We start from the raw sequence: 12,964 nt of genomic DNA on the forward strand, positions 1-12,964 counted from the left end.
TCGGTCATTCAAGGCAGAAATTTAACAGGAAGAGCGGAAAGAGCGCTAAGAAAGACCGGAGGCATCTGCTTCCTTACTTTCCGGCCTTTCTGTTAAATCTCTTAATTCTCAAAATGAGCGATGATTCGTATTCATTGCCTCTTTGAACTTTAAGTAATATAAATTGCTATGAAATCATTTTTTAACAAAACCCATTTTTACAATACCGACACGGTTTACCCCTCAAGGGGCGGTCTGGAAGAGTTGCTCGACCTGCGTACCGGCGACGTGATTTTTACCCGGATCGGGGGCTTCCTCTTCGGTCGTGTGGCCGAGGCGACGGGGAGCTGGACTTCGCACGTCGGCGTGCTCCACCACTGCGAGGACGGGCGCTGGTGGGTGGCCGAGAGTGCGGTGCCTCGTGTCCGGTTGACCCCGCTGGAGAAGTTTGTCGACCGCTCCGAGCGGGGACGCTTCGAGATCCGACGGCTGCGCGAAGGACTCAGCCCGGAGCAGGAGCGGCGGATGGTCAAGGCGGCGTACCGGCACTTGGGAGTGTGGTACGACTTCGGATTCAACTTCGACTCGCGCCGCCAGTTCTGCTCGAAGTTCGTGGACGCGGTTTACCGTGAGGCGGTCGGTTTCGGCGTCGGGCGGGTGGAGCGGTTCTCCGCGCTGCTGGCCCGCCAGCCGAAGGCCGCGCTGGGCTTCTGGCGCTGGTGGTTCGCCGGGTGGATTCCCCTGCGGCGGCGCACGGTCAGCCCGGCCAGCCAGGCCGGGGACCCGCGCTTTGTCACCGTGGCCGAAGGGATAAAAGATCCGTCGCCCGCTGGGCGTAGTGAACCGTGCTGGCGGATTCGCCAGGGAGGGGAGTGGGCAGCGGAGGCGCTTGCTCCGGCTGCAGGTTTAGTCGGGGTGGCGAGGAGTGGAGAACCTGCCGGGTTCGGACCCGGGGAAACAACCGCGCCTGCCCGGCACATGCTCGGTACTCCTCGCGAGTCTGGTGGGTCAGACACATCGGGTAAACCATTGCCGGGTGGCGTGCTCAGCCTTGCCGGGGCGGACGGGAAGCGTTTGGCTCTGGAAAGGATTTCCATATGATCGGCCCGAAGCAGATACGTCACGTCAGCCTGCCGCGCGAAGGCGCGCCGTTGGTCGTTTTGTTGGGCGGCATCGGCCCGAACCCGCATGTGCCGGGGCGAATGGGACGGGCGCTGTACGCGGCCGGTTACGCGGTGGAGGCGATCCATTACCCCTCGACCCGCCACCCGATCCGCGAACTGGTGTCCGAACACGTTGGCCCGGCGCTGGCCAAGGTCAACACCGCCCCGGCACGCCCGTTGCATTTTGTCACCTTCTCGATGGGCGGGATCATCCTGCGCGAACTCCTGCGGGCGGCTCCGCCGGAGAATTTCTCTCGTGCCGTCCAGGTGGCCCCGCCCAACAACGGCAGCGAGGTCGCCCAGTTCCTGCTCAACTGGAAATTTTACCGCTGGATGTTCGGCCCGGCGGGCGGGCAACTCGGGCAGGGCGACGAGTCTTACCCGAAACAGCTGGGGCCGCTTCCACCCGGTGTGGGCGTGATCGCCGGGACGCGCTCGTTCGATCCGTGGTTCTCGTGGATGTTCAAGGGGCCGCACGACGGCAAGGTCGCCATAGCCAGCGCGCAGCAGGACGGGATGGCGGACTTCGTGACCGTGCCCGCCGACCACTACCTGATCCTCGGCCACCGCGATACCATCCGGCACACGCTGAACTTTTTGCGCGAAGGAAAATTCTGAACGTTTCCGGTTCCGTCCCCGGCCTTCACGTCCTGGCGTGATACGCCGTGTGCGCGCCATCTGTTCGGACATAGGGATAACCCGCGCTTGCTTTCTGTAGGGGAATGCCCTTGGATGGACAGGATACATGCGGGAGAGCCTTCGCAATCGTATCCAGCGGCGTTTGAACGACATCGAGCAATTCACGATCGATGTCATCTATGACCGTCGCCACGGACTGGCGGAAACCCTTTATGGCGGGTTTCTGCGGGCACTCTCGTGGCTGTTTGGCGGGATCGTGCAGACGCGCGGCTGGCTTTACCGCAACCGGATTTTCCGCGATCAGCCGCTGGGCTGCCTCGTCGTGGTGGTGGGCAACCTCACCGTCGGCGGCACTGGCAAGACCCCCGTGGTGGAGAAGTTCGCCCGCTCGCTGCAGGAGCGCGGGCGCAAGGTCGCCATCCTCTCGCGTGGCTACCGCAGCAAGCCCGAGCGCAAGTACCAGAAGTTCTGGCGATGGCTGACGCACCGCGAGCCGCCCCCGCCGAAGGTCGTCAGCGACGGCAAGGACGTGCTGCTGGGCTCCTGGGAGGCCGGGGACGAGCCCTTTATGCTCGCCTGCAACCTGCCCGGCGTCGTCGTGCTGGTGGACAAGAATCGCGTCAAGGCCGGGGAGTACGCGATCCGCAAGTTCGGCTGCGACACCCTCATCCTCGACGACGGCTTCCAGTACATGCCGCTGCGCGGCCAGCTCAACCTGCTGCTGGTGGACAAGAGCAACCCCTTTGGCAACCAGTGCATGCTCCCGCGCGGTATCCTGCGTGAACCGGTCTCGCACATCCGCCGGGCCAGCTACGTCTTTTTAACCAAATCCGATGGCGAGCCCGACCCCGAACTGGAGCAGCTGATCCGCCAGCACAAGCCGGACGTGGACCTGATCGAGTGCAGCCACCAGCCGCAGTACCTCAAGCAGGTTTTCGGGCAGGAGACCCGCTCGCTCGACTCGCTCAAGGGCGTGCGCGTGGCCACTTTCAGTGGTATCGCCGTGCCGGAGAGTTTCGAGGCGTTCATCCGCCAGCTCGGGGCCAGCATCGTCCACAACCAGCGCTTTCTCGATCACCACCGTTTCACGCCGTTCGAGCTGGACCAGTTTTTCCGTCACGCCCGCGAGGCCGGGGCCGAGCTGGTCGTGACCACGGAAAAGGACGCCGTGCGCCTCGACCGCGACCACATCCCGCACGAGGTTCCTTTCTTCTACCTGCGCCTGGAGGTGGGGATTCTCAAGGGTGGCGAGGACTTCGACGCCGCCGTGGCCCGCATTTGTTTTCCTAAAACCGACCTCAAGGCCACCCGCTCGCCGTTTTTCTCCTCGCGCAATGGCCGGGGACCGGGCGAGGAATCTGGTGACGGCGGCGCGAATGCCCCCGCCGGGGAGACGTCTCCTGATGACGAGATTCAGGCCCGCGCAGGTTGAGGGGAGGCCATCGGAACCGTTGCGAGAAACCGCCGTTACGGGGCGATCCCCTGAGAGATTATATGCACGAGCATTAGCCGATGTTATTTTGCTCTCGCATGGGCAGTGGAGGCACTTTATAAGGCCGCCTGTTTCTTTATACGGATATGACTGCTGACACGCCAGAAACTACTGCCCCCGCCGCCGAGAGCACCGCTCCGGTACGCGACCTCGAAATTAAAGACGCCCAGATCATTTTCAACAGTGTCTGGAACGACCTGGAAAAAGAACTCGGGGCCGACAACCTGTGCTTCCCGAAGGAAATTTTCTGGCTCAACGGCGCGCCCGGTGCCGGTAAGGGCACCCACACCCGCACGGCCATGCAGTACCGCGACTTCACCGAGTCGCCCATTGTGGTCAGTGACCTGCTCAAGAGTCCCGATGCCCGCAAGCGCATCGACGCCGGGCTGCTCGTGGGCGACCGCGAAGTGACCGATCTTGTCTTCCGCGCCCTGCTGGAGCCCCGCTACAAGAGTGGCGCGGTGGTGGACGGCTTCCCCCGCACCAAGGTCCAGGTCGAGTGCCTGAAGATGCTTTACAACAAGCTTAACGAGTTGCGCTCCAGCCACATCAACACCCTGCTGGCGAGCCGTTTCCCCAAGCCGCATTTCCACATTCTGGTGCTCTTCATCGACGAGGATGAGAGCATCAAGCGCCAACTGCTGCGCGGTCGCAAGGCTATCGAGCACAATCGCGAGGTCGAAATATCCGGCGTGGGCCGGAAGGTCGAAGTCCGCAAGACCGACCTCGACGAGGATGCCGCCCGCAACCGCTACCGCACCTTCAAGGAGCAGACCTACGAGGCGCTCCAGTCGCTGCGGGATGTCTTTTTCTACCACTACATCAACTCGCAGGGCACCATCGAGGAAGTGCGCCAGCGCATCGTCAACGAGCTCAAGTACCAGAGTTCGCTGGAGCTGGAAGAAGCCACCTTTGACCGGATTTCCACCATTCCGCTGGCGACATCCATCGTTGTTCACGCCCGGCAGGAACTGGTCAGCCGCCTCGACAGCTACGAGCAGCACGAGCCCGAGCTTTTCGGCCGCGTGGTTGAGCTGGTGCGCGAAAAGTTTATGCCGATCATCATCCGGCATGCGATTTCTGGCCGTGCCATCGTCAACAGCGAGGCCGACGTTTTCGACCATCCGCTGGCCTCGGCCATGCTGATCGACATCTTCTCCGAGCGCGGTTTTTACGCCACGGTGGACATTCAGCGTGAGGAGATGCCCGACGCCGTTGACCCGAAGACCTTTAAGATCACGACCCGCCCCAAGCGCGTTGTGCGCGTCCACATCCGCTTCCCCGGCAGCGAAATCCGCCGCGGCTAGGGCGGGTTGCACCCGCTGGCAATGAGGGGGGCGGGGCCCCCCTACGCGCCCAGAAAGGGCGCTACCCCTGGGTCATTTGAGAGTTTGAAGGTTTGAGAGTTGGGGCGGGGAGTAGTCCCGCTATGGGGGCGTCCGCATGGTCGGGTGTACTGTTGCGCTCCGGCCTTGCCTTGGGCGGGCGGAGGAATAGATTTGTCCACGTGGCCTAAAGCCTTTGGGCTCGGATAGCTGGACGGTAAAACATCCGCCGAACTTTCAAACCCTCAAACTTTCAAACTTTCAAACTCTTAAACTTATCTCCGATGGATTCCCGATACGAAGAACTCGCCACCGTGCTGACCGGCTTTTCCTGCTCGCTCAAGCGCGGCGAACACGTCCTCATCGACGCCTTTGACATCCCGGCCGGGATGGTCGTGGCGCTCATCCGCGCCGCCCGCAAGCGCGGAGCCGTCCCGCATGTGCTGGAGCACAACGCCCGTATCCAGCGCGAACTGGTCATGAAGGGGACGCCGGAGCAGTTCGCCGGGCTGGCCGAGATCGAACTGGCGCGGATGAAGAATATGGCCGCTTACATCGCCGTGCGCGGCTCACATAATATTTTCGAGTCCAGCGACGTGCCCTCGAAGCAGATGACCGCGTACATGCACGCCATGAAGCCCGTACTCGACCACCGCGTGAACCACACCAAGTGGGTCGTGCTGCGCTGGCCCACGCCCGCCATGGCCCAGCAGGCCATGATGAGCACCGAGGCGTTCGAGGATTTTTACTTCCGCGTGTGCACGCTCGACTACGCCCGCATGAAGCCCGGCATGGCTGCCCTGAAAAAGCTCATGGAAAAGACCGACCGGGTGCAGCTCAAGGGACCCGGCACGGACCTGAGTTTTTCGATCAAGGGGATTGCTGCCATCCCCTGCGGCGGTCAGTACAACATCCCCGACGGCGAAGTCTTCACCGCCCCGGTCCGCGACAGCGTAGAGGGCGTCATCAGCTACAACGCGCCGACCGTTTATCAGGGCGTATCCTTTGACAACGTGCGGCTCGTCTTCAAGCAGGGCAAGATCGTCGAGGCCACCTCGTCCAACACGAAAAAGCTCAACCAGATCCTTGATTCCGACGAAGGGGCTCGCTACATCGGCGAGTTCGCCATCGGCTTCAACCCCTACGTCACCGAGCCCATGCGCGACATCCTCTTTGACGAGAAGATCGCCGGCTCCTTCCACTTCACCCCTGGCCAGGCCTACGAGAACGCCGACAACGGCAACCGCTCGCAGGTCCACTGGGACCTGGTCAACATCCAGCGCAAGGACTGGGGCGGCGGCGAAATCATCTTCGACGGCAAGGTCATCCGCAAGGACGGCATCTTTCTCCCCAAAACCCTCCACAAGCTCAACCCCGAGTACTTGATGGGGAAGTAGGGAAAAGGTCACAAAGCACACGAAGGAGACACGAAGCTCACCAAGAGCTTTATAAAGCTTCGTGCTCTTTGTGTCTCCTTTGTGATCTTCGTGACCCATTAAAAAGTGATGACCGATTCCGCCCACAGCCTGCGCGCGTTTATCAACGCGCTGCCCAAGACCGAAACGCATCTGCACATGGAGGGGGCGCTGCCGTGGCGGCTCCTGCAGGAGCTGGATGGGATCAAGTACGCGGCCACGCCACCGTCATGGGAGGGGCACTTCAAGTTCCGCGACTTCGCGCACTTCGACGAGCAGTTGCTCGGGCACGCGCTGGCCTGGTACGTTTCGCCCGAGCGATACCATGAGGCGGCAAAGGTGGTTTTTCGTGAGCTTCAGGAGCAGAATGTGCACTACGTGGAAACGAGTTTCGCCAGCGGCGTGATCGAGTTCCTCGGGGTGGACGGCAAGGGCATCCTCGACGGCCTGTTGGCCGCCGTCCCGGAGGGGATGGAGGTGCGGATTTTCATGGGCATCCACCACGGCGGCATGAACGAAAAAATGCTTCCCGTGATCGAGGAGGCGCTCACCTGGGACGGCTTGGCCGGGATCGACCTGCACGGCACCGAGACCCTGCCTGTCGATGAAATCGCCCCGCGCCTCTGGCGTGAGGCCCGCGAGACGGGGAAGTTTACCAAGGCGCATGCGGGCGAGTTCTGCGGGGCGGAGTTTGTCCGGTACGTGATCGAGGAACTCGGTGCCCAGCGCATCGAGCATGGCGTACGCGCGGTCGAAGACCCGGCGGTGCTGGCGCTTATCCGCGAGCGTGACCTCACGCTCGACGTGTGCCCGATCAGCAATGTCAAACTCATGCCCGGCATCACCCGCGACAACCACCCGATACGCGAACTTTTCGACGCCGGGGTGCGCTGTACCGTGAGCACGGACGATCCGTTGGTTTTCGGCAACAAGCTGGCCGACGAGTACGAACTGCTCCACGTGCACCGTGGTTTCAGCCGGGCCGAATTGGTCCGCATCGCCCGCAACGGCTTCGAGGCGGCGCTGCTGTGCGAGGAGCACCGGCAGGCCCTGCTGGAGGAATTCGACCGTACCGCTGCTTCGCTGCTCGAAGGTTCCGCCGAGCAGAGAGACTGTCCCGCCGATGCCTGAGCCTATCCCATTCATGGTGCCCGAGGGCGTCGAGCGCGAACGAGCCGACCGCGTGTTGGCCGAGAATTTCCCGAACTTCAGCCGCTCGCGACTCCAGAAGTCCTTTGACCGGGGCGAGGTGCTTTTGAACGGCGAAGCGATCAAAAAAAAGCATCCGCTGGAGGCCGGGGACATCCTCAGTCTCGTGCTGCCGGAGCCGCCGCCGAGCAGCGTCGAGCCGGTGGATCTCGGGATCGAACTGCTTTACCAGGACGAGCATATCGCCGTCGCCCTGAAGCCCTGCGGCGTCATCACCCACGGCGGTCCCGGCATTGAGGTGCCGACCCTCTGCCACGGCATGATGCACGCCTGCGCGGGCAAGCTCAGCCGAGCCTCGGGGGATTTGCGACCGGGGATCGTCCACCGGCTGGATAAGGAGACGAGCGGGGCGATTGTCTTCGCCCGGACGGACGAGGCGTTTTTCAAGCTCGTGGCGGGCTTCGCGGGCCGCGAAATTCGCAAGGAGTACCTGGCCATCGTGACCGGTAATCCCCGGCTCGAATCCGGCACGGTGAAGGAACCCATCGACCGCCACCCGGTCAACCGCACCCGCATGGCCGTGATCGAGGGCGGACGCCACGCCCACACCGACTGGCAGGTGGTGGAGCACTTCGGGCACGCGCACACGCTGGTGAGGTGCTTTCTGCACACCGGACGCACGCACCAGATTCGCGTCCACCTGAGCCACCTTGGGCACCCGATCCTCGGGGACACCACCTACGGCTACCGGCCCCGCCCCGGCGAGAAGGCCCCGCCGCACTTTTTCCTCCATGCGCAGCTGCTCGGCTTTTCCCACCCGATCACGGGGGAGGACATGCTCTTTGAGGCCCCGCTGCCGGACGCATTCGAGGCGCAGGTGGAGCGACTGCGGCAATCTCGTTAAAGATTTTACTCACACGGAGGCACAGAGGCACGGAGAGGATTTTTAACAGGAGGAAGCGGAGAGCGCAGAGGATGCGTGGCCGCGCACGATCTTTTTTATTTATAGCCACGAAAAACCACAAAAATCACTAAACCGCATAGGAGTTATTCACGAGTAATCCTCTGCGCCTCAGCGGTGAAAAAAATACAGCACACCCGGCTTACGGGTTCTGCGGAGGCGGAGTCTGCGGCGTGCGCACGATGATGGTCGAGTTACCGGGGTAGCCGCCCTGGTAGTAGGGGGAGCCGCCGGAGGAGTAGCGGAAGTTCACGCTGCCGATGCTGCCGTTGACCTGGACGCCACTGCGGCGGTAGTAGGGGCGGGGGTTGGCGGGGATGACCGTGGTGTTGCCGTCGCTGTTGACGATGACGACGCGGCTCTGGGGATAGGGGTAATAGTAGGCTGGGTACTCGGTCCCGTAAAAGGCGGAGTAGTTGGAGTAGGCGGATTGACGGGCGGCGGCCAGTTCAGCCTCCTGGGCGCTCTTTTCGGCATCCTGCACGCGCTGTTCGAGGGAGTTGATCTTCTGTTGCTGGGCTTTGAGCTGGCTTTCGGCGCGGGCCAGTTCCTCCTGCTCGCGGGCGAAGCGTTCGGCCAGCGGGGTGACAATTTCCGTCACACCGATTTCAGGGAAATCGCGCTGGAAACGCTTCCAGAAGGCGAGTTGCTCGCCGGAGGACAGGCTGAGAAAGGCCGGGTCGCTCAGCTTGTCGTTCTTGAGTTTTTCCCCCTTTTCCTGTTGTCGGGCCTGCTTCATCTGTTTGTGGGCTTCCCACTGGCGGGCGGATTCGGCCTTGAGGGCGGCTTCGCGGTCGAGTTCGGACTGGGTCTTGAGTTCGACCGCAGTCACGACTTGGTTGACCACGGTGACTTTACCTGCCGGGTAAAGATAGAGCGTTTTGTCCGCCAGTTCGAAATACCCCTGCGGCTCGCCGAGGGCGGAAACCATGTCCGCGTAAGTATCGCCGGGGGTAATATCGGCAGCGGGCGCTGCCGTTGTCCAGCAGAGCATAAGCGTCAACCACGCGGTGGCGTAAAGCTTGCCGCCCATCATGGATGAAAATCTAGACCTGTCGGGGGCAAAAGGCAAGCCCGGGCGCGTCGTTTCAGTTGACCTGCGGGGCGGGGTGGGATTGTCTGCTTTTCACATGAATACACCAACGCCGGGAGAGGGACATCGGGCCAGGCTTCGCCAGCGGTTTCTCAAGTCCGGTTTCGACGGGTTCGCCGACCATGAGATCGTTGAGGTGCTGCTGACGCTGTGTATCCCCCGGCGCGATGTGAAAGCCCCGGCCAAGGCGCTGCTCCGGCGTTTTGGTTCGCTGCGGGGAATTCTGGACGCCCCTCCGGAGGAACTGCGCGAGGTGGAGGGTATTGGCGAGGTCGCCCCTGTGGCGTTGCGGATCATCCGGGAGTCGGCTACGCTCTACCTGCGCCAGCGGACCGAAAGCCGTTCCCTGCTTGACGGGGTGGACGAGTTGATCGACTTCTGGCGCGCGCGGCTCGGCGGCCTGCGGCACGAGGTCTTCGAGGTCGCCTACCTGGACAAGCGCTACCAGCTCCTGCCCGACGGAGTGCAGCGGCTGGAGGAGGGCGTGGCCGACCGGACCACGGTCTACCCGCGCAAGGTCATGCAAGCGGCGCTGGCCCGGCACGCGGTTTTCATCGTGGTCGCTCACAACCACCCCAGCGGCCAGCTCAAAGCCTCCTCCGAAGACCTGCACCTGACCCGCAAACTGGTCGAAGCCGCCGACGCCGTGGGGCTCAAGCTGCTCGACCATATCATCGTCACCCCGGACGACGCCCTGAGCTTTCTCGACCAGAAGCTGCTCAAACTGTGAGTCCAGACCAGGCTGTGCGGCCCTGCTGTCTGCCGACCGGCTCAGGCCTGGCCGATGAGCAGCAGGATGGCGACCTGCACCAGTCCGATGATGAACCCGAGGATGCCGCCCAGCCACTCGATGAGCCGGAACTCCCTGGAGGCGACCTGCTTGACCACGGATTCGAGCTTGTCCAGGTCAAACTCGGCGATGCGCTGGCGTACGATGTCGCGGATTTGCAGGTGCTTTTCGAGGTCTTCGGCCAGGGTGGAGCGCATCTTGTCGGCCTCTTCGTGGACGGCGTCCACCGCCGCCTGTTCGATCATGCCGATGGTGCGGTCGTTGATGAAGCTGCCGATGAGCGGAATGGCCTGGAGCTTGCGGCCCGCTTTGTCGCGCACCACGCGCCGGACGAAGGCGTCCAGCCGCCCGGTCACGTCAAGGCGTTCCAGTTCGGTGCGGATGGTGTGCTGACTGAGGACTTCGCGCTCGATGACCTCAGCCACAGTGTCGGCCACATCGGCCTGGCGGCGGGGGATGAGCCCCTGCCATTTGAGGAAAAACACCCTTACTTTTCGCCGGGGGCGAAAGAGCATCTGGATGGCGACCCAGTTGGTCAGCCAGCCGATGAAGGCGGTCACAAAGGGTATCCACGCGAGCGGAAAGATGGCGTCAAGGCTGGGCATGGGCAATAAGGGACCAGTTTCGCACATGCGCGGTTCCCTGACAAGTCCGGCTTGCGGTCCGACTGGACCGGTAGTCAGGGGGAGCGACTTTTCTGGACATGCAGTCCCGGAAAGAAAGCCTCGAACAGACCCTACACGCCTTCGGGTGCGGGTCGGGGCCGGGTGGCCTCGAACTGTTCGCGGTGGTCGTCGGGGAGTTCGGTCACGGGCCAGTTGGCGCGGTCGTGGATGGGGGAGTCGGCGGCGGGCGTCAGCAGGTGGGTGTCCGCGTCGCGTTCCAGTTTCGGGTCAGCCAAGAGCGAGTCCAGGTCCTGTGCACTGGCGAATTGCCACCCGGCAAAGTCCGCCTGAAGCCCGTCGAGCAGCACGGTGCGGGCGGGGTGGGACGTCCACCACAGGTTGCGGCTGGAGTGGAGGGTTTTGTAGAAAAACGGCCACTCGGTGTAGGGGGCTTCGACAAGGGCGGGGGCGGGACGCTCGGGGTCGTTGGCGGCGGCGGCGAAAATATTGTTCCGCCAGGTCCAGTTACCGGTGCGAACGCTGTGCTCGCTCTGGTCGGTCCAGTCCACGACCGGCTGGGCGTCGCGAACGGCGATTTTGAGCTGGGCCGAGAAGTTGTCCACCAGCAGGGAATCCTCCAGCAGCCCGTCGCTGGCGTTGTCCAACAGCAGGCCGACGCTATTGGCTGAGAATTGGCTTGAGCGGATCGCGACCGGCCCCTGGCTGGCCTGGATGATGAGGCCCGGCGAGTGAATATTGCTCAGTGACTTCATCTCATCAAGGAGGAGGCCGCGGTTGTTGTAGTCGAGCCAGATTCCGGCGCAGGCGTTGAAGCCGCTGGTGTGGTGGCGGACGGTGCCACGATGGACGTTGCGCAGGCGCAGCCCCGCGCGGTCCCAGCCGTGGAAGTCGCCCCAGTCGCCGCGCCAGTTGTTCATGGCGGTCAGGCTGTCCTCGACCAGAAGGTTTTTGAAACGCGAGCCGTTGATCCCGCAAGCGCCGTTCTCTGTAGCCTGCACGCGGCGCAGGGTGACGGCCTCGCTCACCGGCTGGAGTTGGCGCTGGATATTGATATCGATACCGTTCCCGCCGTTGCGGAAGGCCCGCACGTCCTCGATCAACACGTTGCGGCAAGAGTCCAGTCGTAGCCCGTCCTGGACGGAATAGGCGAGGCTGAGGTTGCGCAGGACGAGGTTCGGCTTGTCCACGATATACAGGCAGGCGCTGGCGTCCTTGCGGCCGGGGTTGAAGTTCGTGGCAGCCTCGATCTGGCTGTTGGCCGGGGTTTTCCCTGCGGGCAGGCAGGCCAGGACATAACCGTCCTTGCGGTCGCGCAGGTAGCCGTCGTTGACGTAAAAGGTGCCCGATTCCTTGCCTGCCGTGAGTGCTTCCGGGGTCTCGACCATTTTGAGCGGGCGGCTGTCGAGGAAAAGCAGCTCCCGCCGCCGCACGACGTAGGGCTCGTAGCCGGGGCCTTCGGGGTCGCGGGCTCGACTGTTGACGATGCCCGAGGGGCGACTCTCGTTGCCCCATTTGTCAATCGCGGTGACGTAGTAGGCATACTGGTTGTTCTCAAAGGCGGTGGCTGGTTCTACGGAAAAGTCCTCCCACGCGGTCTCCTCAAGCTCGTCGGCCACGAGCCGGTAATCCTGCTCTGTGGTGCCTATCCGCTGCCGGTAAACGCGGTAGGCGACGATGGGGGCGCTCTGATCAGTGGGTGGCTCCCAGCTCAGGGCGACACTGGTGGCCCGGCTTTGGGAGATGAGGCGCTGCGGGGCTTTTTTCCCCTGGCTGGCTGACCAGCTCTGGTCCAGCATAAAGTCCCCCCAGTCGCGGTCCCAGGCGTGCCGCCAGATGTTTTTTTCCGCGTCGGCCAGTTCCCAGCCTTCAGTGAGGACCTCGCTGCCGCTGATAAGGGTGCCGTCGCGGGAGTCACCCTGGATAACCAGCAGTGCGCCGAGGGAATTACCGGGGATGGTGACCGATTCGCGGTAAAGAAAGTCACGCAGGCTGATGAGCACGGGGATGTCGCGCTCCAGGTACTGGATGGCGGCGTTGACGGCGCTCTGGATGGTTTTGAACGGGGCGTCGGTCGGGTCTTCCCCCTCGGGGAGGACAAAGGTCGGGTCCACCCGCAAGTAGATTTGTTCGACGGACTCATTCACAGCCGCGCCGCTCGCCGGTTGGATGTCCGAAAGGGAAACGGCGACCGGTTCGGCTGCGTTCGCTACCGGCAGCAAAGAGAGAAGGGCGAACAGATTGAGCTTAAGCGCGGGGCGCATCACCTATAAGCGGACGAAATTGCCCGGCCCTTAACAAGCTTTTTCCCTGCCGCGCGAGTATCCCGAGTTTT

General features: G+C 62.9%; 11 protein-coding genes. 8 read left to right on the forward strand and 3 right to left on the reverse strand.

Features of this window, described 5'->3' with window-relative positions; all coding sequences use genetic code 11:
- The first annotated feature begins 168 nt into the window (after nucleotides 1–168).
- From H5P28_RS12780 to H5P28_RS12810, 7 genes are all read left to right on the forward strand, one after another.
- On the forward strand, nucleotides 169–1,080 hold the full coding sequence (locus H5P28_RS12780) for a YiiX/YebB-like N1pC/P60 family cysteine hydrolase (protein WP_185676098.1): 912 nt from the start codon (nucleotides 169–171) through the stop codon (nucleotides 1,078–1,080).
- On the forward strand, nucleotides 1,077–1,760 hold the full coding sequence (locus tag H5P28_RS12785; RefSeq protein WP_185676099.1) for an alpha/beta hydrolase: 684 nt from the start codon (nucleotides 1,077–1,079) through the stop codon (nucleotides 1,758–1,760). Before H5P28_RS12780 ends, H5P28_RS12785 begins: the two co-directional genes overlap by 4 nt.
- Before the next feature lie 127 nt (nucleotides 1,761–1,887).
- On the forward strand, nucleotides 1,888–3,213 hold the full coding sequence (lpxK, locus tag H5P28_RS12790; protein WP_185676100.1) for a tetraacyldisaccharide 4'-kinase: 1,326 nt from the start codon (nucleotides 1,888–1,890) through the stop codon (nucleotides 3,211–3,213).
- 146 nt (nucleotides 3,214–3,359) lie between these two features.
- Nucleotides 3,360–4,580: a nucleoside monophosphate kinase gene (locus H5P28_RS12795; RefSeq protein ID WP_185676101.1), complete on the forward strand. Its 1,221-nt coding sequence runs from the start codon at nucleotides 3,360–3,362 to the stop codon at nucleotides 4,578–4,580.
- A gap of 302 nt (nucleotides 4,581–4,882) precedes the next feature.
- Nucleotides 4,883–5,995: an aminopeptidase gene (locus tag H5P28_RS12800; RefSeq protein ID WP_185676102.1), complete on the forward strand. Its 1,113-nt coding sequence runs from the start codon at nucleotides 4,883–4,885 to the stop codon at nucleotides 5,993–5,995.
- Between the two features lie 108 nt (nucleotides 5,996–6,103).
- On the forward strand, nucleotides 6,104–7,144 hold the full coding sequence (locus H5P28_RS12805; protein WP_185676103.1) for an adenosine deaminase family protein: 1,041 nt from the start codon (nucleotides 6,104–6,106) through the stop codon (nucleotides 7,142–7,144).
- Nucleotides 7,137–8,066, forward strand: a complete 930-nt coding sequence (locus tag H5P28_RS12810; protein WP_185676104.1) for an RluA family pseudouridine synthase — start codon at nucleotides 7,137–7,139, stop codon at nucleotides 8,064–8,066. Before H5P28_RS12805 ends, H5P28_RS12810 begins: the two co-directional genes overlap by 8 nt.
- Nucleotides 8,067–8,265: 199 nt before the next feature.
- On the opposite strand, the gene H5P28_RS12815 is transcribed toward H5P28_RS12810, so the two are convergent.
- Entirely contained in the window at nucleotides 8,266–9,159 is an 894-nt protein-coding gene (locus tag H5P28_RS12815) for a hypothetical protein (protein WP_185676105.1), read from the reverse strand.
- Here H5P28_RS12815 and H5P28_RS12820 point away from each other — a divergent pair.
- A complete protein-coding gene (locus tag H5P28_RS12820) occupies nucleotides 9,158–9,946 on the forward strand; it encodes a JAB domain-containing protein (protein WP_185676106.1) in 789 nt (262 codons plus the stop codon). The two genes, H5P28_RS12815 and H5P28_RS12820, sit on opposite strands and share 2 nt — an antisense overlap.
- 41 nt (nucleotides 9,947–9,987) lie before the next feature.
- On the opposite strand, the gene H5P28_RS12825 is transcribed toward H5P28_RS12820, so the two are convergent.
- Nucleotides 9,988–10,611, reverse strand: a complete 624-nt coding sequence (locus tag H5P28_RS12825; protein ID WP_185676107.1) for a DUF445 domain-containing protein — start codon at nucleotides 10,609–10,611, stop codon at nucleotides 9,988–9,990.
- Nucleotides 10,612–10,742: 131 nt separating this feature from the next.
- Entirely contained in the window at nucleotides 10,743–12,893 is a 2,151-nt protein-coding gene (locus H5P28_RS12830; protein ID WP_185676108.1) for a right-handed parallel beta-helix repeat-containing protein, read from the reverse strand.
- Nucleotides 12,894–12,964: the final 71 nt, after the last annotated feature.

The organism is Ruficoccus amylovorans, assembly GCF_014230085.1.
Lineage (GTDB): Bacteria > Verrucomicrobiota > Verrucomicrobiia > Opitutales > Cerasicoccaceae > Ruficoccus > Ruficoccus amylovorans.